The organism is Calothrix sp. NIES-2100, from assembly GCF_963875285.1.
Lineage (GTDB): Bacteria > Cyanobacteriota > Cyanobacteriia > Cyanobacteriales > Nostocaceae > Aulosira.
Genome location: NZ_CAWNLA010000001.1, coordinates 5,295,829 through 5,317,548, shown reverse-complemented (window position 1 = coordinate 5,317,548; position 21,720 = coordinate 5,295,829). Strand labels below are relative to the sequence as shown.

Annotated in this window: 20 protein-coding genes; 13 read left to right on the top strand and 7 right to left on the bottom strand. The window is 40.5% G+C overall.

Annotated features, from left to right (window positions below):
* Positions 1-12 precede the first annotated feature (12 nt).
* The 5 genes from AACU32_RS21835 to AACU32_RS21815 all read left to right on the top strand — a co-directional run bounded on the left by AACU32_RS21835 (position 13) and on the right by AACU32_RS21815 (position 4,212).
* On the top strand, positions 13-810 hold the full coding sequence (locus AACU32_RS21835) for a sugar phosphate nucleotidyltransferase (RefSeq protein WP_096603195.1): 798 nt from the start codon (positions 13-15) through the stop codon (positions 808-810).
* Positions 807-1,460, top strand: coding sequence for a PIG-L deacetylase family protein (locus AACU32_RS21830; RefSeq protein ID WP_096603194.1), 654 nt, complete (start codon positions 807-809; stop codon positions 1,458-1,460). Before AACU32_RS21835 ends, AACU32_RS21830 begins: the two co-directional genes overlap by 4 nt.
* 16 nt (positions 1,461-1,476) lie before the next feature.
* The gene (gene rfbC, locus AACU32_RS21825; protein ID WP_096603192.1) at positions 1,477-2,034 is read left to right on the top strand and encodes a dTDP-4-dehydrorhamnose 3,5-epimerase; all 558 of its coding nucleotides are present in this window, start codon (positions 1,477-1,479) and stop codon (positions 2,032-2,034) included.
* Between the two features lie 93 nt (positions 2,035-2,127).
* On the top strand, positions 2,128-2,856 hold the full coding sequence (locus tag AACU32_RS21820) for an SDR family oxidoreductase (protein ID WP_096603191.1): 729 nt from the start codon (positions 2,128-2,130) through the stop codon (positions 2,854-2,856).
* 24 nt (positions 2,857-2,880) lie between these two features.
* Positions 2,881-4,212 carry a DUF4910 domain-containing protein gene (locus tag AACU32_RS21815; protein ID WP_096603189.1) on the top strand — a complete coding sequence of 444 codons (1,332 nt, stop codon included), beginning with the start codon at positions 2,881-2,883 and terminating at the stop codon, positions 4,210-4,212.
* Between the two features lie 40 nt (positions 4,213-4,252).
* Here the strand turns inward: AACU32_RS21815 and AACU32_RS21810 are convergent, their stop codons facing one another.
* The 3 genes from AACU32_RS21810 to AACU32_RS21800 all read right to left on the bottom strand — a co-directional run bounded on the left by AACU32_RS21810 (position 4,253) and on the right by AACU32_RS21800 (position 8,967).
* Positions 4,253-5,635: a hypothetical protein gene (locus tag AACU32_RS21810; RefSeq protein WP_339378156.1), complete on the bottom strand. Its 1,383-nt coding sequence runs from the start codon at positions 5,633-5,635 to the stop codon at positions 4,253-4,255.
* A gap of 369 nt (positions 5,636-6,004) precedes the next feature.
* Positions 6,005-7,366 carry a hypothetical protein gene (locus AACU32_RS21805; RefSeq protein ID WP_339378155.1) on the bottom strand — a complete coding sequence of 454 codons (1,362 nt, stop codon included), beginning with the start codon at positions 7,364-7,366 and terminating at the stop codon, positions 6,005-6,007.
* A gap of 581 nt (positions 7,367-7,947) precedes the next feature.
* Positions 7,948-8,967 carry a S66 peptidase family protein gene (locus tag AACU32_RS21800; protein WP_096603188.1) on the bottom strand — a complete coding sequence of 340 codons (1,020 nt, stop codon included), beginning with the start codon at positions 8,965-8,967 and terminating at the stop codon, positions 7,948-7,950.
* Between the two features lie 524 nt (positions 8,968-9,491).
* Here AACU32_RS21800 and AACU32_RS21795 point away from each other — a divergent pair.
* The 8 genes from AACU32_RS21795 to AACU32_RS21760 all read left to right on the top strand — a co-directional run bounded on the left by AACU32_RS21795 (position 9,492) and on the right by AACU32_RS21760 (position 16,874).
* A complete protein-coding gene (locus AACU32_RS21795) occupies positions 9,492-10,391 on the top strand; it encodes an alpha/beta fold hydrolase (RefSeq protein ID WP_096603186.1) in 900 nt (299 codons plus the stop codon).
* A gap of 156 nt (positions 10,392-10,547) precedes the next feature.
* Positions 10,548-10,913 carry a Lin0512 family protein gene (locus AACU32_RS21790; protein WP_339378703.1) on the top strand — a complete coding sequence of 122 codons (366 nt, stop codon included), beginning with the start codon at positions 10,548-10,550 and terminating at the stop codon, positions 10,911-10,913.
* 297 nt (positions 10,914-11,210) lie between these two features.
* A complete protein-coding gene (locus AACU32_RS21785) occupies positions 11,211-12,563 on the top strand; it encodes an aromatic ring-hydroxylating dioxygenase subunit alpha (protein WP_096603183.1) in 1,353 nt (450 codons plus the stop codon).
* 43 nt (positions 12,564-12,606) lie between these two features.
* Positions 12,607-13,395 (top strand): DUF3598 family protein, encoded by a 789-nt coding sequence (locus tag AACU32_RS21780; protein WP_096603182.1) that lies wholly within the window; start codon positions 12,607-12,609, stop codon positions 13,393-13,395.
* A 228-nt stretch (positions 13,396-13,623) separates the two neighbouring features.
* Positions 13,624-14,010, top strand: coding sequence for a nuclear transport factor 2 family protein (locus tag AACU32_RS21775; RefSeq protein WP_096603179.1), 387 nt, complete (start codon positions 13,624-13,626; stop codon positions 14,008-14,010).
* A gap of 115 nt (positions 14,011-14,125) precedes the next feature.
* Positions 14,126-14,464 carry a hypothetical protein gene (locus AACU32_RS21770; RefSeq protein ID WP_096603178.1) on the top strand — a complete coding sequence of 113 codons (339 nt, stop codon included), beginning with the start codon at positions 14,126-14,128 and terminating at the stop codon, positions 14,462-14,464.
* Positions 14,465-14,763: 299 nt separating this feature from the next.
* A complete protein-coding gene (locus tag AACU32_RS21765) occupies positions 14,764-15,951 on the top strand; it encodes an AbrB family transcriptional regulator (protein ID WP_096603176.1) in 1,188 nt (395 codons plus the stop codon).
* A gap of 641 nt (positions 15,952-16,592) precedes the next feature.
* Positions 16,593-16,874, top strand: a complete 282-nt coding sequence (locus AACU32_RS21760; RefSeq protein WP_096603175.1) for a hypothetical protein — start codon at positions 16,593-16,595, stop codon at positions 16,872-16,874.
* A 178-nt stretch (positions 16,875-17,052) separates the two neighbouring features.
* Here the strand turns inward: AACU32_RS21760 and AACU32_RS21755 are convergent, their stop codons facing one another.
* From AACU32_RS21755 to AACU32_RS21740, 4 genes are all read right to left on the bottom strand, one after another.
* On the bottom strand, positions 17,053-18,372 hold the full coding sequence (locus AACU32_RS21755) for a CO2 hydration protein (RefSeq protein WP_096603173.1): 1,320 nt from the start codon (positions 18,370-18,372) through the stop codon (positions 17,053-17,055).
* A 28-nt stretch (positions 18,373-18,400) separates the two neighbouring features.
* Positions 18,401-19,027 (bottom strand): CDP-alcohol phosphatidyltransferase family protein, encoded by a 627-nt coding sequence (locus AACU32_RS21750; RefSeq protein WP_096603172.1) that lies wholly within the window; start codon positions 19,025-19,027, stop codon positions 18,401-18,403.
* Between the two features lie 183 nt (positions 19,028-19,210).
* Entirely contained in the window at positions 19,211-20,710 is a 1,500-nt protein-coding gene (locus tag AACU32_RS21745; protein ID WP_096603170.1) for an NADH-quinone oxidoreductase subunit M, read from the bottom strand.
* A 160-nt stretch (positions 20,711-20,870) separates the two neighbouring features.
* Positions 20,871-21,590 (bottom strand): carbonic anhydrase, encoded by a 720-nt coding sequence (locus tag AACU32_RS21740; protein ID WP_096603169.1) that lies wholly within the window; start codon positions 21,588-21,590, stop codon positions 20,871-20,873.
* Between the last annotated feature and the right edge of the window lie 130 nt (positions 21,591-21,720).

Sequence of the window (21,720 nt, the reverse complement as noted above, 5' to 3'; positions counted from 1 at the left end):
CTGAGGTGCAAAATGAAAGTAGTACTATTTTGTGGTGGTTTAGGTACGCGGATGAGAGATTATTCCGAATCCATTCCTAAGCCGATGGTTAATATCGGATATAGACCGATTTTATGGCATGTGATGAAATACTATGCCCATTATGGACATAAGGATTTTATCTTGTGTTTGGGTTATAAAGCTGATCTAATAAAAAGCTATTTCTTAAATTATAATGAATGGCTTTCTAATAACTTTACTCTTTCTAGTGGCAGCAAAATTCAACTGTTTAACCATGATATCCAAGATTGGAATATCACTTTTGTGGATACTGGTTTAACTGCTAATATTGGACAAAGGTTTAAGGCAATTGAAGAATATCTTGATGGCGAAGAAGTATTTCTCGCTAATTACAGTGACGGCTTGACAAATTTGCATTTACCTACATACATTGATAATTTTTATCGGCGTGATAAAATAGGTAGTTTTCTGTGTGTGAGACCAAGCCAAAGTTTTCATTTAGTAGATATAGATGATAATGGTTTGGTGCAAGACCTCCAGGATGTGAAGCAGCGTGATATCTGGATTAATGGGGGATATTTTATCTTCAAAAAAGATATTTTCAAGTATATTAATTATGGGGAAGAACTTGTTCTAGAACCTTTTCAAAGACTGATTAATCAACAGGAACTGATTGCTTATAAATATACTGGCTTTTTTGGGGTTATGGATACCTTTAAAGAAAAGCAACAGTTGGATGATATGTATGCTCAGGGTGTAAGACCTTGGGAAGTATGGAGAGATAAAAATCTAGAGGCATCTCATGTATGATCAAGCTTAGCTTGAATAAGACAGATGAATCGCAATATAAGATTCTCTGTCTAGGCGCTCATTGCGATGATATTGAAATCGGCTGTGGAGGGACAGTCTTAAAACTGATTGAAAATTACAAAAATGTCATTGTATATTGGGTAGTATTTAGTTCCAACGAGGAGAGAAAGCAGGAAGCAATTGCAAGCGCCAATCTTTTTTTAAAAGAGGTAAACACAAAGAAAGTCATCATTAAAAATTTTCGAGATGGCTTTTTACCTTTCCACGGAATAGAGGTAAAAGAATGCTTTGAGGAGTTGAAGCAGGAATTTGACCCAGATATTATTTTGACTCATCACCGAGACGATCGCCATCAAGATCATCGTTTAATTTCCAATTTGACTTGGAACACATTTAGAAATCATTTAATTCTGGAATATGAAATCCCCAAGTACGATGGTGACTTGGGGATTCCTAATTTCTTTGTGCATTTAGATGACACAATTTGTCGGCAAAAAATCAACTATATTCTAGATTCATTTCTCACCCAGAATCATAAGCAATGGTTTACAGAAGATACTTTTCGTTCAATCCTGAGAATTCGGGGAATAGAATCTAATTCACCTAATAATTACGCTGAAGCCTTTTACTGCCGAAAAATGTTTTTTTAATCGAATTTAGAAATTTATGTTATTCACTGAAACTAAGCTAAAAGGGGCATTTATTATTGATTTAGAGTTGCGCCAGGATGAACGGGGTTTTTTCGCTCGGACTTTTTGCATCAATGAATTTGCAGCTTATGGATTAAAATCTACAATCGCTCAATGCAATTTATCTTTTAATAATAAAAAAGGAACATTGCGGGGGATGCATTATCAAAAGCCTCCTTCCCAGGAAACAAAGTTAGTGCGTTGCATCCAGGGTGCAATTTATGATGTGATTATTGATTTACGCCCAGAATCTCCGACTTATTTATCTCACATTGGTGTAGAGTTAACTGCTGACAATCGGCGGGCGCTTTATATCCCGGATAGATTTGCTCATGGTTTTCAAACTCTTAGCGATGACACAGAGGTGATGTATCAAATGGGTGATTTCTATGCTCCAGAATATGCCGATGGATATCGTTATGATGACCCAGCTTTTGATATTGAATGGCCTCTAAGAGTGAGTGAAATATCGGAAAAAGATAAAACTTGGAGTTTATTTGAGCGGACAAAAATTGTCACACCTAGGGTAACGTAAAGCTGGGAAAAGCACAGCATAGCTTGATGGGTTAGTGTCAAAGGATTTCATTAGCAATACAACTTCAATACTGAATTGAATAGTACTCTCAAAATGGAAACTTTAATCGGTCAGGTTGCAGTTCTCACAGGGGCTAGTAGTGGAATCGGGAGAGCGATCGCTTTAGGTTTGGCTGCGCAAGGTGTAAAACTTTGTTTGCTAGGACGCAACTTGGAAACCCTGCAAACAGTAGCCGCGATCGCTCTTGAAACTTCCCCTAAAGTTGTTTGCTATGCAATCGACTTGACGATCGATGAAGATATCCGCAAACTAAAAACAAATCTGGAGCGAGATTTTGAGCAGATTGACTTGCTTATCCAAAGTGCAGGTATGTTCTCAATGGGGACATTGCAAACGAGTTCTGTTCAAGAGTTAGACTTGCTTTATCGGGTTAATGTTCGTGCACCTTATCTGTTGACACAAACTTTACTCCCGATGCTTTTATCTAGTAGCGGACAAATTTTGTTTATCAACTCCAGTGTAATTAACAGTCCTAGGGCGAATTTGGGACAATATGCTGCTACCCAACACGCCCTCAAGGCGATCGCTGATAGTCTCCGCGAAGAAGTGAATGTTGAGCAAATACGGGTTATTAACGTGTTTCCTGGCCGGACTGCTACTCCTCTACAAGCCAGAATTCACGAAATAGAGGGTAAACCTTATCACCCAGAACGTCTCATGCAACCAGATGATGTGGCTGATGTAGTGATTAACGCTCTTAGCTTACCTCGTACTGCTGAAGTGACTGATATTAACATTAGACCGTTCGCAAAACCCTTATAATTCCATTGATCTGGCAACAAAGATATGATCCTTGATAATATCGCATCATCTGACATTGCTCAGGAAATTTATCAGCTAATCGCTGAGCTATATCCGATCTGTCGTAGTATTACTGGTAATGGCTTTCGAGAAACCCTGAAAATTATTCAGCAATATATTCCTTTATCAATTCATGAAGTACCCACGGGAACTGAAGTCTTTGATTGGACAGTTCCTAATGAATGGAATATTAAAGATGCTTATATTAAAAACTCCCAAGGTGAAAAAATTGTAGATTTTGCTAATTCAAATCTGCACGTTCTGAACTACAGTATACCTGTACATCAAAAGCTGTCTCTTGCAGAATTAAAATCACATCTGTTTACGCTTCCAGATTATCCTGATTGGATTCCCTATCGCACTTCATATTATAAAGAAGCTTGGGGCTTTTGCCTCAGCCATAACCAGTATTTACAACTAAAAGATGAAGAATATGAAGTATATATTAATTCTTCATTAGAACCGGGTCATCTGACCTATGGTGAATATTTTATCCCTGGAGAAAGCACAGATGAAGTCTTAATTTCTTGCCATGCTTGTCATCCTTCACTGTGCAATGATAATCTTTCGGGAATTGCGATCGCTACTTTTATAGCTAAATACTTAAGTCAAAGTAACCCAAGATACTCCTATCGATTTATCTGGATTCCGGGAACTATCGGCTCAATTACATGGTTGGCTGTAAATGAAGCTCAAGTGAGCAATATTAAGCATGGGCTAGTCCTCACCTGTTTAGGAGATGGGGGAAAATTTACCTATAAAAAAAGCCGTAGAGGTAATACGGAAATTGATCGAGTTGCGGCTTATGTTTTGAAAAATTCTCCTCAGGAATATGAAATTATCGATTTCTTTCCCTATGGCTATGATGAACGCCAGTATTGCTCACCTGGATTTAATTTAGCTGTAGGTTGCTTAATGCGATCGCCTCATGGTAGTTTTCCCGAATATCACACATCAGCAGATGATTTAAATTTTATTCACCCCCAATATCTAGCAGAATCATTTGCTCAATGTCTTTCCATATTGCATATCCTTGATAATAATCAAGTTTTCTTAAATCAAAATCCCAAATGTGAGCCACAGTTGGGAAAAAGAGGTCTTTATGAAGGCAATAACGAAGTCAAAGATAAAAGATTACATGAAATGGCAATGTTGTGGGTTTTGAATTTCTCCGATGGTCAACATACTTTGTTGGATATTGCCCAAAAGTCAGGTATTACATTTGATGTGATTAAAAATGCTGCTGATAGATTATTAGCACATGATTTGTTAAAACTCATGACAGAATTTGTAATTCGTCATGAGCTATGTAACTAAAAATCGCCAACTTTTTTATGTACAAAATAGGTGTAACACATTAAGCCGGCTTTAATTGATCGAAGCTGTAACTGCCATTAGCAAAGTTGAATTGCTCAAATCCAGTGGTGGTCATGCTAATTCCATCTAGCTGAAAACTCACACGATTGTTATTAGCACCTAAACTGATCTGAAAGTCGTCTTGATTGTAGGAGCCAAAGCTGATTGTATCCCAACCTTGACCACCATCAACTCTAGCGTTACCGAAACCTTGAATAAAGTCGTTATCTTCTCCCAAATTTATGTTGATCCCACCTCCGAAACTCGAGGCAACGATCCGATCGCTTCCCTTACCTGTATCAATATTACCGCCATAAATACCGTAAGTGTCCGCGCCTGTAGCCTTGGCAATAATGCTATCGTTTCCAAACCCAGTACTAATCCAGCCTCTAGAGTTTTCAATAGCGATCGCTTTGTCAATAGCCTTAGCAGTCGCTTCTATGGTATCATCTCCAGTCCCGGTATCAATCCAGCCTCTAGAGTTGTCGATGGCGATCGCTTTGTCAGTAGCCTTAGCACTAGCATTGGCGACAGCCTCAGCTAACGCTTGATTATTGGGAGTCGCACTGGCGAAAGCCGAAAAATTAATACCTGAAAATGTACCAGCACTAGAAGTGGCACTAGCTGTGAGAGTATCGTCACCCTTACCTGTAGCAATTATACCGCCAAAATTCTTAATGCCGGTGGCAGTAATGGTTCCCTCTGCTAAACTTATAGCCATTGCTTGTGCAAAAGCTGTCAGACCTTCAGACTCCGGAGCTTTGCAGATAGCCTCGACGATGGCTGAGGCATCTAAAGTCGCTACGGCTACCGCACTGATAGAACCTTCAGTATCACCACTTACGCTGTCACTGCCTTTACCAGTGTAAAGCACACCCCAGGAGTTATCAATGCCGTCAGCAGTAGCTTTGACGTTAAGGTCAGCAAAAGCACTGGCAAAAGCAGTCGCATCTGTTCTCTGAGCAGTGGCTATGGCAACAGATACTGTTTCTGCGGTGGCGGTGATGTTAGCTGTTGCCCTTCCTCTGACTATATCGCTGCCATCGTTTGTATTGATAACTCCTTCGTTTTTAATCCCATAGGTAGCAATACTAGCTTCTCCATTCAAGTCAGCAGAAGCGATCGCATTTCTGTTTTTGCCTGCGGCTTTGACATAAGCTCCTAAAGCGAAATCACCAGTTACATTGGAAGTACCGATGATTTGATCATCACCTTTTGATGTATCTACATAGGAAAATCGGGAATTGTATATTTCCTTACCTGGATTTACCACATCAGATTTGTGGGTAAATCTGACTTTGCTTAAGTTTAAGGCTGCCATAAAACCATCCATCCTATATATATTCACTGCATCAGTCTTAAATGATGGTGAAATAATCATCATCAACAATCATTAACTACATGCAACCCAATGACACGATTAACTTGACACCGTCGCCTATCCCACCGCGTTAATACCCATTACAGAATTAGGAGGCGGAAAAGCTTTTTGCACAGATGCACCAAATAATTAGTCATATGCTTTCTTGAGGGATTTCACAATCAAAAACATCTCATTGTAATTGTTGGCAGTTGACTGTTCATAATTAACCGCCAACAATTACAAATTTAAGTGGGATAATTTAGGGAATTCGAGAAATTAGATTATCGAATTATTGAGAGAAACTCTGCTGACTCTGTCGCCATCAGACCACACAGCGAGAGAATATTTTTTTAGTTGGAAGTCCCTGATTATAGTGTTAGGTGTGACTCACTAAGCCCACCTTAATTGAGCAAAGTTGTAACTGCCATTAGCAAAGTTGAATTGGTCAAAACCAGTGGTGGTCATGGTAACGCCATCTAGTTGAAAACTCACACTATTGTTCAAGCTAAAGCCAAACAAACCACCAAAACTGATTTTAAAATTGTCTTTATTGTAAGAGCTCAGGTCGAGTGTATCCCAACCTAGACTACCATCCAATTTAGCGTCACCAAAACCTTGAACAAAGTCGTTACCTAATCCCAGGTCTATGTTGACCCCACCGCCGAAACTAGAGGCGATGACGCGATCGTTTCCATAACCTGTGTCAATATTGCCGCCAAAAATACCGTAACTTTCAGCGCCACTAGCTTTGGCAGTAATTGTATCGTTTCCATCCCCGGTACTAATCTTGCCGCCACTGTTGTTAATGGCGATCGCTTTGTCACTCGCCTTAGCATTAGCATCTATAGTATCGTATCCAATTCCGGTATCAATCAAGCCTCGCGAGTTGTCGATGGCGATCGCGGTATCAGAAGCTTGAGCACTAGCTAATGCGACACTTTGCGCTAAAGCTTGATTACCGGGAGTCGCACTCGCTAAAGTAGAACTCACACTACTTGCAAAGGTACCAGCACTCGAAGTGGCACTAGCACTGAGTGTATCGTCACCCTTCCCAGTGGTAATAACTCCGTTGTTATTCTTCAAGCCAGTAGCAGTGATGCTTCCTTTGGCTAAACTTGTAGCCATTGCTTGGGCGAAAGCTGTCAAACCTTGAGACATTGGGGCTTTGCAGATAGCCTCAACGATGGCTGAGGCATCTAAAATCGCTACAGCTACCGCACTCACAGAACCGTCAGTATTACCAGTTACAGAGTCACTTCCATCACCAGTATAAAGCTTACCCCAGGAGTTATCAATGCCGTCCGCGGTAGCTTTGACGTTAATGGATGCAAAAGCATTGGCGATCGCAATAGCATCTGATTTCTGAGCATTAGCTATAGCCTCAGATACTGTCACAGCAGTGGCGCTGATGTTAGCTGTCGCCTTTCCTCTGACTATATCGTTGCCATAGTTTGTATTGATAGTTCCTTCGTTTTTAATCCCATAGGTAGCAACAGTAGCCTTATCTTTCAAGTGGCTAGAGGCGATCGCTTTGCCGTATTGGGTAGCAGCTCCGGAATAGGCTACCAAAGCGAAATCACCACTTACATTGGAAGTACCGATAATTTGATCGTCTCCTCCTAATGTATCTACAGATGAGTATTGGCTATTGTATATTGCCCTACCTGGATTGACTACATCAGAGTAATTGCTAAATCTGACTTCGCTTAAGTTTAAGGCTGTCATGAAACCGTCCTTTTCATCTTTATTCACTGCATCATTCTTAAGTTATGGTTATTGAACCATCTATCTTAAGTATTTATGTGCAGTTAATTTTTCACCTATTTATTAATAAATAAGTGCATAAACTTTTATCCTGCACCCTTTTTTATAATCTGACTCTGGGCTTTACCCATCACATAAAAATAAGATTTTTCCCAGTAAATAACTGGCGATAGAAGTACGTCTGATTTAATTTTGATAGATAATTGTTCTTTACAATTATTAATTAGCTAGCTATAGTTAATGCTTGCCTATAAACAGGATAATTCATATTAAACGACAATTTAGCCATTTTGGCTAGTTTTTTTCATAATTAGATAAAAACATTGAAAAGCACTAATTCTCATCGTTAATATAAATTTTTGATGAATTTATCTTTCATTTGTATAATTAAATTTTAAATTTCCTGATGATTAGTTATTGACAGGACTGACGCAAGGACTGGGATTTTACATAATTACGAGCGTTCCCGTTAGCGTCTCGTCCCTTGCGCGTCTCCCCGAGTGAGAAGAGAAGGGAAGTAATCGCTAAAGCTGAGTTTTTCGTCACGAGTGCGTAAGTTTTAATTAATCTTAATCAACAGCTGACTCTAACATCTGGATTGTGCCAGCAATTGCATTGATTTCAACATTTACACCCACTGGCATGGTAAATTTATCTTTAATATGACCGATCGCAGCACCGTACCAAGCGGGAATGTTTAAGGGAAGTATGTGGTCTTGCAATACTTGCATTAAAGTAAAATTCGGTTCATCGCCTAAACTACAATTGGTGCATTGCCCAAAAATCAAACCCGCAATGCGATTCAGGATGCCAGCATTTTTTAACTGGGTCAGCATCCGGTCTACACGATAGACATCCTCGCCGATTTCTTCCAAAAATAAAATGCTTTGGTTCCATGCAGGAAGGTAAGGCGAACCTAGCATTGCTGCTAGTACTGATAAATTACCACCTACGAGTTTACCTTTCGCTTTCCCTGGTGCAATTGGCGAGAATTGCACTTCGTTATTGGTGGGATTTTGCATTGTCACAGCTTCTCCAGCAAACAGAATCCGCTGAACGTAATCCAGCGTAAACTGATTCCAGGTGGAAGTGGCAACCGGTCCGTGAAAAGTAATGACGCGGCTTTTGGCGTTGATCGCTAACAATAGAGAAGTAATATCGCTGTAACCCAGTAAGATTTTGGCATGGGAGCGGATGATAGGGTAGTTGAGTAACGGTAAAATGCGATTACAGCCCCAGCCACCGCGCATAGCAATAATTGCTTTCACAGATTGATCTGCAAACATGGCGTTTAAGTCAAAAGCGCGATCGCGATCTTTTCCTGCTAAATAGCCATAACGATCTAAGATATGTTTCCCTAACTTGACTTTGAGACCTAAATCTGCAATGTTTTGCTGTGCTGTTTCCACATCTTGTTTGTCAACGATACCCGCCGGGGCAATTAATCCCACAGTATCGCCAATTTGCAAACGAGGCGGCTTGAGGATAGTCCCCAGAGATAGTTGACCTTGGGCAGTCAATGGTTGTAACTGAGTGGCTAAGGTAGTTAATCCCAAGCTAGTGAGAAATTGTCGGCGCTGGATGGTCATGAAGTCAAATTTAACGGGTTGCGGAAGTCGCCATCTTCAAGGTATTCCTAAGATGGGGATTGTGATCTCTTGATTCGTCATACGAATCATCAATTCTTGTAAACTAAGTATTATCTTGACCATCAATGCCATAAGCGAAAACCAAGCTAACAGGTATATGTTGCAAGAAGAAGATTTGGGTCTTGGGAACCAGGACTCCTGCCCAGGGAGGGAATGTAAGACCAATAGAACTACGAAGTTCTGGAGGCTATTCCTGATGAATTGGGAAGCCCCGTCAGTCTTACGGCGTGGTAGTTCACCCTTCTCATGTTACGCTTTGAAGAGTAAATCTGGAAAAATCAGGATTGTCAATTTTTCTTTAACTCAAGTAATAAAAGTGGGTTTAGTTGCTTAACCTCTAGGGGCGGACTTTTTGACCTACTTTCCCAACAAAGAAGTTGATCTGAAAAAATGGGAATGGGATGCCGGAGGCAAGCGACACCTTGTCTACGCACAATTTCTTCTGACATCTGAGGTAAAGCTTAATGATGAACGATGGCACCTTCACTCACCACACCACTGCTGTAAACAGCATTCGCTTGCATTATGTCATTGGTGGTCAAGGCGATCCAATTCTGCTGTGGCATGGCTTTCTGGGAACTAGCTACTCTTGGCATAAGCTCATGCCGATTTTGGCGAAACACTATACGGTAATTGCTCCCGATATGCGTGGCTATGGCGACTCAGACAAGCCAGCAAGCGGGTATGATGCTCGTACTTTGATGGAGGATTTTCGCTCGCTAATTCATCAGCTTGGTTTTGCCAAAATATTCATTGTTGCGCATGACATGGGCGCACCCCCCGCGCTGGTTTATGCCGGTCAATACCCCGATGAAGTTCGAGCCTTAGCGTATTTGGAAGACCCAGTCATTTTAGAAGAGCACATTCAACCATTCCTCACGTTTGCGCCAGAGACGATGCAGGAAGGGAGTATGTGGTGGTGGTTATTTAGCCTTGCGCCCAAAATACCCGAAATTTTGATTGCTGGTCATGAACGGGAGTTTCTCACCTGGTTTTATGATCGATATCTCTACGATCGCCAGTCAATCAATGACGAAACCGTTAATGAATATCTGCGTACCTTTGCCACAGCAGATGGTATTAGGGGCGCAATCGGTGTGTATCGGGCGATATTTGATACGATGAAGCAAACCGCACCTTATGCTCAGAAAAAAATCAAAACGCCGATTCTGGGACTTGGTGGCGATCGCAGTTTGGGCGAACACGTTAAGCAAATGCTGAAAAGTGTAGCTACGGATGTGCATGGAGGTGTAATTGAGAATTGCGGTCATTTCATTCCTGAAGAACAACCCGCAGCCTTTGCTAAACAGCTTTTAGAGTTTTTTACCAAAATAGCCGAAAACCGACAAGTATCGAACTCATAGCACGGCAAAGAGAGACATTGCTATGTCTAGTTAGGGAAACTCACAAGCGATACATTGATTCGCACTAACCAAGAATCCAACGCCTAAAAGCCCTTGGCGTGAACCAATTTATCATAGTTTTATTGACTAAATGTGCAAAATTTTTGGGAGGTTGCAGTGGTGCGAAAACGCTTGATTATCGAAATGGGGATGGGAATCGATCAGCACGGACAGGAACCGACTGTAGCAGCGGCGAGGGCGGTACGAAATGCGATCGCAAATAATGCTTTACCTGGTGTTTGGGAAGTAGCAGGTTTAACTGACCCCAATGACATGATTGTGGAAGTCCAGGTAGCAGTACCATACCCGGAACAAGTCAAGCATGATGATGTATTAGCAGTATTACCCTTTGGTCGTAAAACTCTCACTGTAGAAGCTGGGGGGATGGTAGTTCAAGGACGGGCAATTCCTTCTCTCAACGATAAAAATGACGAAATGTTGATAGCGGTTGCGGCTGTTACTGTTTTGATTGAAACAGAATAACTGTGGCAGTAATTTGAATGTTTAGTCAATCAAATAATAAATTTACCTTATACCAATTCTTTATGAAGATGCATATAATTAGCCTGCGTTCTGCGGAGCAGTTCCCAAAAGGTAGGCAGGCTTTGTTTGTGTAGCCCCACCCTTGGAGGGTGAGGGCGTTAATGTGCAGCCTCACATAGAATTGGTATTAACAAGATTTCAACCCTAAGACTGAATATCTCCTCAGCATTTTTGCCTCATAATTTCATCTATGATCAGAGAAATATAGATAGGCTAAATATCAGCCTGAAACCAGTTATGACATTAGAAATTAAAACACCAGAGGCGACACCACCAACAGATACTTTTCATTTACCAGAAGCACAACAAGAATTTAACTGGAAGCAATGTTGGTATCCTGTCTGCTTTCAACAAGATTTACCGAAAAACCGTTCTTATAGCTTTTCTTTGTACGACGAACCTTTTGTTTTGTTCACAAATCAAGAGGGACAGCTAATTTGTTTAACAGATCGTTGCCCCCATCGTGCCGCTAAACTATCTGATGGGCAAATTATCGATGGTAAAATTGAGTGCTTATACCACGGTTGGCAGTTTGGGATTAATGGTGAGTGTTTGCATATTCCCCAGTTACCAAGTAATGCCAAAATTCCTAGTAATGCTTGCGTAGCCTCTTTTAAAGTGGTGGAACGTCAAGGTATTATTTGGATGTGGGCAGGAGAAAGTGAAGCAGCAATTGAAGAATTAATCCCCACATTAGCTGATGTAGACAAGCCCGGATTTGTCCATACAGATAAAATCACCGATTTGCCTTACGAACAAAGCTATTTTATTGAGAATGTTTTAGACCCAGCACATGTTAATATTAGCCATGACGGTAGCCAGGGTAATCGCAACAATGCTCAACCTCTAGAAATGGAGGTAATTGAAAGTTCAGTGCAAGGATTTCGCGGTAGGTTTCGGAACACGAGAGAACCTGATGATGCTTGGCGCAGGATGGATTTTATTGCACCTAATTTGGTGCTTTTTCAATTTACAATTGAACAAAAAGGTTGGAATTTTGGACTAGCACTTTATTCTTTTCCTCTAGGTAAAAATCGGTGTCGAGTTCTCACCCGCAGTTACCGCAACTTTGTAACTTGGGAAATCAAGCTTAAACCTCGTTGGCTTATACATTTCAATCAGAGCAAAATATTAGAAGAAGATTTGTCATTAGTTGTCGGACAACAAGCGGAAATTCAGCGGTTGGGAAAAAATCTCCAAGATGTGTATTTACCACTGAAAACATCCGACGCTTTTGTGATTGAATATCGCAAATGGTTAGATAGATTTGGTGCTGCTTTACCTTTTTATCAAGGTTATTCTACATCTAAAAATGTAGACATAGAGCAGTGCGATCGCCATCCAGTAGAAATCGACCGATATCTGCGACATACACAACTGTGTAATTCTTGCAATCGCACATATCAAGTCACGAATAGTTTCAGAAAAACTTTGATCGGGTTAGCGATCGCTCTAGCATTTGTGGCTATACTTGCAGATGATTCTAGAATAAAAATTGCTACTGTTTCCACCTCTTTATTAGTAGTCGCTTTAGCTGCGGTAGCACAGCAACTCAAAACTAAATTTGAGCGTGCTTATACCCGTCACTAATCACACTCGTTTGTAAAAAATTCAAATTTAAACATTAAATATCATGAATGCACAAGAGCAAAACTGGTCAAATTTATTTGCTCATCATACTCCTGAAGGTATGAGTTGGCACGGAATATGGACTAGATATTCTCCAGATTTAGAGGTGATTCAGTCTTTTCAAGGTATCAGAAGTTTTCGCGCTAACGAAGATAAAACAGTTATTTACCAAACTAATAATTACACTTATGCCGATGGCAGTACGGAAGAAAAAAACTGGCAACTTGATAAGCAAACTTCTAACCAACCTGATGGCATAATTCATACAGCCATACCTTCTATGAGGGCATTATCAATTGCTCCTGGTGTACAAGCTTGGTTGAGTAAAACATTTGAACCAGGTAAACACTTTGGAATGGAGTTATTCTTCAGACATGAAGATTGGCGAAATAGTGTATCGGTTATTTATGGAGAAAATAGCGCCGTTGAAAAAATCACTCATATTCGCGAGCATTTAGGTAGTTTCCCTGCCGAAACTCCAGGTGCAAAAGTAAAAACTATTGAAGGTAAATGGATAGGAAAAAAACAGTACATAACCCCTGATTTAACAGTTTCAAATGCTGAAACTATTCAAAATCTGGTGTTAGCTCCTTTAGAAGAGCAAAATCAAACTTTTTTCTTACCTGATGGTATAGTTATCAATGCTCCTACAAGTTTAAGCATTGGTCAAGAATTTGACATTATAGCTGGTAGGTTTGTATCGGAAAACCAATTTAAGCGACTAACAGCAAAATATGACAATTTCGGTAATTTTCAACTGTTGATTTCCGAAATATTTCATCGCCAAATTTAGATATAAACCACATCTATTTTGAGAACCATAGTTTTAAAAGTAGTGGGAGTATCTTGCTCCCTGCTTGTAGTAGCGGGCTTTTCGTCCCGCACTCCATGTTTCAAAATATCTCCCTGCTTGTAGTAGCGGGCTTTGAGTCCCGCACTCCGGGTTTCAAAATAAACGAGTTTAAACTTGTTTTTTGTAATAGATAATTTGTCACCATTGATATCAAAGGAAATTGATCTTATGTCAACTTTAAACATTGAACAAATTGTTGCTGCTTACTTTAGCAATATTGCCACTATGAATCCTGAAGGCTGGGTAGAAAATTTTGCTGATGATGCATTAAGTTATGATCCCGTTGGGGAACCACCGACAAAAGTCCATGAGGGATTTCGTGAGTTTATTGGGCAATTGCAAGCAGTGTTTGAAAAACTAGAACCAACCACCGAGCATATTTTTGTAGCTGCTAATGAAGCAGCAGTGAAATGGACAATGCGAGGAGTGAGTAAAACTGGTAAATCAGTAACTTTTGAAGGCATTACAATTTTTGAGATTAACGCAGCAGGTAAGATTCAAACTACCCGTGCTTACTGGAATCCAGCCGCAATGGTGGCACAATTGCGCTCTTAAAATTATTACTTTTGCCGTATCCATCTTAGTGGCTATGGGCTAAAATAATATAATTGGGATAAAAATCTCTGGCAGTAAGTTCAACCCATCATCAATCTTCACCACTCCAGCGACAATGTCTCAACAGCATAATGAATCACCCCAAATTCAGCAAATAATCGGACTTAAAGCAAATCACTTTGCTGATTTAGTTAGAGCTGCACAATTAATTTTCGACCCCGCAGCCGGACTTTCTGGCAGAAATGTAAAAGTTGATTGGCGCGAGTTCGGTATTCCCCTTGATGTGGCGGAAAATCTCAAATTACTGGGAGAGCAGTATCGATACGCATCTCCTCATATTCCTGTGGAAATCATTTGGAGCCAATTAACACCAGAAACTCGGATTTGGTTCATGGAACACAAAGATGAGTTGTGGCAGTTAGAAGAAGCTTTCCCGGCGCTTGATGAAGACTAATTGATTCAAGATGCCAAGATAGCTGAAACAATCAACAACTAGACTCTGAAAAAAATACAGTTTGTGGGTAGGGGCACAACTTATGTTATGCCCCTACTATAATATTGTCGTCTACAAAAATTCTTTAGAAATTGCTGGTGATCGTGCTAGAGCTACATTCAGTATATATACATCCTTCATCATTAGTGAGAATAATTAAATTTATCTCCTGCTTGGGGTATTGCGCGTAGGCGTAGCCCGTCGTAGACATCGCATTAGCTTATGGGCATAGTTAAACTAATGGAAAAAGCGCTTTATCAATGAATCATAGTTTTAATCTTATTCCCATTGTAGAGGAATCCACTGCTGGAAATCCTACCGTTGCTCCAGAAAACCCATTTATCAAGCAACTAGCTGTCCTAGTTTTAGAAATGCTACTGGCATTACCTTTAGGTTTAAGTTTAGCAACATTCCACATTGGCGGAATTGCTTGGATATTTGGGGGGATTGCGGCTGGTACTATAGTTTTACAGGGATGTCGAATTTTCTATCAATATTCTCCCAAACCTAACCGAACTGCCAGAAAGGTGGGCATGGGATTGGTAGGATTAACAGTTGGAGCCTCAACTACCCATAGTGATTTAGCTAGTGTCGCTTCTGGGATTCCGATTTTTGTTTTATTAACATTTTTTCTGTTACTTTGTGGTAGTGGTATTGGCTACATTTATTCCCGCCTCAGTCAAACTAACTTGTTAACAGCAATGCTAGCTACAGTCCCCGGTGGTGTGGGAATTATGGCATCTATTGCGGCTGATTATGGCAGAAATGTCACCCTAGTAGCATTAGTTCAGGCTTTGCGCGTTACATCTGTAGTTTTTCTGATTCCTTTTATTGCTAGAACCACAGTTGGTAATGCTTGGAATCCACAAACAATCACCATACAAAGTAGTTTGTTGAATTTCGATAGTTCTCAATTAGGATTACTATTGTTAGCCTTGGGGATAACAGGATTTGTAGTTTACCTGTCGATATTATTTAAAATCCCCGCTGGGGATTTTTTTGGGGCTTTATTAATTGGTATCGGATTTAATCCTGTGCTAAATTTGCTACCTTTTGTCCATAATCTTCACTTTACCCCACCCTCACTGATCAATATAGTTGGGCAAATGCTGTTAGGAATTACCATCGGTGAGTATTGGGGAGAAAAACCCAGCTTTAAAAAACGTACTGTAGTCTATGCGGTAATATCTGTAGTCATGACTTTAATTGCAGGTGCGATCGCTGCTATGCTAGCTATGCAATTAACTTCTTGGGATTGGTTAACTTGTCTATTGGTGACAGCGCCCGGAGGTTCAGCAGAGATGATTCTCGTGTCTCTGGTATTGAATCATAATGTTGAAGTTGTCACAACTGGTCATTTAGTCAGACTGATTGCCATTAATAGTTCACTACCTATTTGGTTATTTCTATTTCGCCGTCTTGATGGGAAATTATCAGAAGTTGCTTAAAACGGGATGCGGAAATAGCTACAGCTTGCGCGAAATACGGAAACGTCAACCCTGAAGTTGATTCCGGGAACCCTGAAGTTGATTCTGGGTACGCGAAACACGCAAACGTCAACCCTGAAGTTGATTCTGGGAACCCTGAAGTTGATTCTGGGTACGCGAAACACGCAAACGTCAACCCTGAAGTTGATTCTGGGAACCCTGAAGTTGATTCTGGGTACGCGAAACACGGAAACGTCAACCCTGAAGTTGATTCCGGGAACCCTGAAGTTGATTCTGGGTACGCGAAACACGGAAACGTCAACCCTGAAGTTAATTCCGGGTACGCGAAACACGGAAACGTCAACCCTGAAGTTGATTCTGGGAACCCTGAAGTTGATTCCGGGTACGCGAAACACGGAAACGTCAACCCTGAAGTTAATTCCGGGAACCCTGAAGTTGATTCCGGGTACGCGAAACACGGAAACGTCAACCCTGAAGTTGATTCCGAGAACCCTGAAGTTGATTCCGCATTAACGAAAATTTAAGGTGCGTTAGCCTTGCCATGCCACTAAAGCTGGGGTTAAATAAGTAAATGTACTAATGCTATACTTGTTACAGCTTGAGCAAAGTATATCGATTGAATTACACAAAGGAACTACAAAATGGCAAGCAAAGAATGGAGAGAATGGCATTTAACACCTAATGGATGGGTTGCAGGGACATTCAAACACGATTTTGGTCTTCAACAAGTTTCACCAACTGAAAATAGGCTACTAACTTGCGTGTATGAAGAGTATATAAGCCCTGATGCTAATGCATTCTCAGGTTATGGTGAACCAGGTTTTAATGAGGAAAAATCTATTAACATTACTTGGCGTTGTTCAGATAATGAGCGCATCTCTGAGCTTTTAGAGAAATTTGGTTCCTGTCCAAACCATTTATAATTTCATTTTTATAAATTTTAAGTTTTTATATTTTCGGTAAAAAATATTTGTTGTGATTTTTGAACAAATCCCGTACACCTGAAGCGTGAGTGTAAAGTGTAGGGTGGGCAATGCCCACCTACCTATATTTCAAAAATCAAATACTAGCCCTATATGACAGCAGTACCGCTTTCTTTGACTACCTGTAATCCTGGCTTTGAATACTCCGTAAACGGGCTGAATCGCGCATATTGTAATCAGCGCGAGTAAAGCGATTTAGCTGCATTTCAAAGAAATCCCGGTTTGCTTGTAAATGCTTGGGATTTTGGTCATCTAAAGGATATAAAAGTGCAGTGCGTAATGCTTGAATTACTGCGGAAGTTACATTATACATTGAACGTTGGAAACTCACTCCTAACTGAATCAACATATCTTCTTCGCCACGACAATGTTTTTTGTAATAATCAACAAGATATTGGGGTAAGAAGTGTAACATATCTTGCATCAACAGTGTGGGGGGGATACCGGCTGTACCAACTGGGAAGACATCAGCGTAGAGAATACCATAGTGAAAATCTTTTTGGTCATCAGGTACTTGACCTGCTTGAGCATTATAAGATTTTGTCCCCCTAAAAGGTGCGGTGCGGTAGAAAACGGCTTCTACATAAGGTAAGGCGGCTTCGTATAGCCAGGTGAAACCCTTAGATTTGGGGATGATTTCATAGCATTCCCCATCTATATATACATGATGATAAATCGGACGACCTGCGATCGCAAAAATGCCGTTCACTATAAAATTCATCGCGTCGGGGACACCTTTAAACCCGCCTTCGTCGTAGATATCCGACATTTCAAAGAACACGGGTGCCATGACTTCCCAGAATAACCCTAAATTAGAGTAGTAAGACATCTGGCGACACTGTTCGATAAACATATCGGGGAACAGCTTGTGCAGTGTCAACATCACTGGGTTACCTTTGAAGTAAGCTTTAATTGCCCTATCGGCGTTAGCTTTATATTCTTCTGAATCGAGGTAAGCGTCAAACTGGTTTACTGGCGCATACATCTGCCGATGCCAAAGCATAGCGCGCATACAAGCTTCAGCAAACTCCATGTTAATGCGATCGTGGAATAAATGGTGAAATAATCTGGGCATTTTCCCAGTTTCACCTTTTTCAATAAATGCTAATAACTCAGGATGGGCTGTTGCGTGTCCCCGCCAAATGCGTAAATCGGCATCATCACCAGCATAATGATTATGTCTGTCTAAATATTCTTTAGGTAAGAAGTATTTAAAGAAGGGAAAGGGATTTAAAAATTCCTGTTCCGCAATATAAAGTAAATCTCGCCAGTAAAAATCCATCGGCACTGCATAAGCTTTATACAAGCCGATAATTTGCATTAAATTTTCTGGCGTATCTGGTAACATTGAACCGCCAGCTTCTAAGCGATGAATTACTTCAGCAAATTCATGGCGGGAAGGGGGTAATTTAGTTGATGTATTAACAGTTGTTGTCATTTTTAAATCCTTTTATATTTGTCAATTGTCATTGGTCATTTGTCATTAGTGATTGTTGTGATTCAATCACGTTATTTTGAATTAATAAATTTTCCCTAATTTTCAGGGCATGAAAAATGCTTAAAACATCATGTGTCCAAACTGGCAGAATGATTGTCATGGCTATTTCTTCAATACTGTAGACTACACCAGCAATACAAGTTAGCCATAAAGTTATTCCAGCATAGTTAAAGCCGAATAGAGAAATAATCGCAATACAAAGAGTGATGCCCCAAAACTTAGCTGAATAGGTGTGATAGCTAGCAGGTTTACCATATTTTACTAAATTCACTATCCACCATATCAACTGAGCAAAAACTACTGTGAGTAAAGGCACTCGATAAGCAATTAAAACATCTTGATATACCAGCCAAGCACTCACAAATATGCAACTAAACAGGCAAACATCAGCCCAACTATCAGCTTGTCTTAATTCGGCAGTACTCACACCAAGTCTTCTAGCAATAATGCCATCAAAAATATCTGAGAGGAAAGCGGCGACGAAACCAACAATGAACCAAATACTAGTTTTACCATCAAGAGCATCCCAAAGGAGGAAGGGCGAAATTAAAAACCGAAATAGTACTAAAGCACTGGGAATTAATTTTAAATTCATCCTTCCTCCTGATTATTGTTGTGTAACTCCTGATAGCAATCCTAAATCATCTGAGAAAGTCTCTTCATTTTTTTCTTCTTTTGTGTACTACCCTTCGGGAACGGCTTCGCCGAACGCGCCTTTGCTGTTCGTTTAAATTATTAATCTCACGCAGAGACGCAGAGGCGCAGAGAGTAAGAGAATTTATGGTTTCAAAGCAACTTCAGAGTTAACGGTTTTTTCCAACGCCGGAATAGCAGCCACCATCTTAGTAGTTGTTGGTTCACTCCAACGCACTAACCAAGTCGGTTGAACTCCCAAAAAGATGATTAAAGCTGCCAAAATTAACGCAGGTGTTCTCTCAAACCATTGAATTTTAGGATAGTAGGCTAAATTATCAAGTCTACCAAAACAGGTGCGGTTGAGAAGAATGACAAAATAAACTGCGGTTAAACCACTAGCGACAACACACAACAGCGTCGGGATAGGAAACGCTGAGAAACTACCCTGAAAAGAGATAAATTCCGCAACGAATCCTGTTAAACCGGGAATACCAGCACTCGCCATTCCACTTAATACCAGCAAAGCGCTAATTAAAGGTAAACCCCGAATTGGACTCATTAAACCATTGAGTTTATCTAACTCCCGGGTTCCAACCTTGGTTTCCACGACTCCCACCAAATGGAACAAGATAGCGAGAATCAAACCGTGGCTAAACATTTGGGCGACAGCACCAACCAACGCCAGGGGAGTACTAGCAGCACCAGCGAGCAAAATATAACCCATGTGACCGATGGAACTGTATGCTACCATGCGCTTGATATCTTTTTGGGCGATCGCAACTACTGCCCCATAAATTGCACTAATTGCGCCCCAAGTCGCCAATGTTGGTGCAATGGTACTCCACGCTTCGGGAAACATCCCCATCCCAAATCTTAACAGTCCGTAGGTTCCCAGCTTTGCTAATACACCACCCAAAAGAATCGCAATTGGTGCAGAAGCTTCCACATAAGCATCAGGTAACCAGGTATGGAAGGGAACCAAGGGAATTTTAATCCCAAAACCTAATACTATCCCTGCCAAAAGAATGATTTGCATTCCGGCGGATAGAGTTTGGGTAGAAATCGCATCAAAGGCGAAACTGGTAGAACCAGTCAGCCAAACTGTACCCAAGAAAGTTGCTAAAATTAGCGCCCCGGAAACAGCTGTGTAAATCAGGAATTTGATACCTGCATAACCACGTTTTTCCCCTCCCCAAATAGAGATTAGAAGATAGAAGGGAATTAATTCTAATTCATAGAACAAGAAGAATAGCAGTAAATTCTCAGCTAGAAACGCACCTGCTACCCCACCACTAACTAATAAAATTAGCGAGTAAAAAAGCCGAGGTCTTTCAGTCTCTTTACTGCTGCTGTAAATAGCAATCCAAGTTAGTAAGCTATTTAACACCAGCATGAGTATAGAAAGTCCATCAACTCCTAATTGATAACTTAAACCGAGAGTTTCATTCCAAGGAATATTTTCTTGAAACTGCATCCCCGGATTGCTGATATCAAATTTGAAGAGAATAAAAATATTCCAAAGCAAAGTTATCGCAGCAAAGTATAAAGCACTTAACCGTACAGTATTTGTCGGCAGATTTTTAGGTATTACTGCTATAATAGCTGCTGCTAAAATCGGGAGCCAAATCAAAACACTTAACATGGCAATTTGGGTAAGTTTAGTGAAAAGTAGAGATTTTCAAAGGAGTCAAGGGTCAAGAGTCAAAGGTCAAGAGTCAAAATTCAAGGTAGACAAACAATTCAAAATTCTGTGCTATTCCCTCTGACCAATGACCAATGACCAATGACCAATGACCAATGACCTAACTAACTAAGCTGACTTTGCCAGTATCCAAATCGTAATAACCACCAACTATTTTCAGTTTATCAGCTTTGATTAACTCAGATAGCACTGGGGATGATTTCAATTTCTCAATTTGTACTAAAATGTTAGCTTTACAAGCATTTTCTAATTTATCGCCTGCTTGTCCTTGAGATCTTTCTACACCAGGTTTAATTGCTTCTAATAAACTACCAATTTCTCCTGGTACTGATGCACCCTTAATAGTTGCATCTACAGCCCCACATCTTTCATGACCTAGTACCAGAATTAGCTTAGAACCTAATACTAAGCTGCCAAATTCTAGGCTACCGGTTTCTTCTTTTGTGGCAATATTACCTGCTACACGGCAGACAAATAAATCTCCTAAACCCTGATCAAAAACTATCTCCGAAGGCACTCGTGAATCTGCACAACCTAGAATAGAAGCAAAGGGGTTTTGACCTTTTGCAACTTCGCGTAAACGTGATTGGCTTTGGTTAGGGTTGCGTTTTTTGGCTTTCACAAACCGATCATTTCCATCCAATAATGCTTTTAGTGCGTCATCGGGAGTGATATCTTTTTTGTCTTGTGCTGAGGCTTTTTCAGGTGCAACCAAATTTGAACCTAATCCGGCTGTTAATACTCCTGCGCTAATTGCACCTGCACTTAGCTTGAGTAAATTTCTGCGAGAAACATTTGTTTGGCGATGTTGTTTTGTCATGGTTTTTTGCTCACACCAGGAAATTGTTATGCATGGAATTGAAAAATTGTCTATGGAGGGGGTAGGGGCTAGTATTTTTATTCGACATTCAGCATTTTTTAATCAGTCAATCCCGAAAAAATCTCTGTTT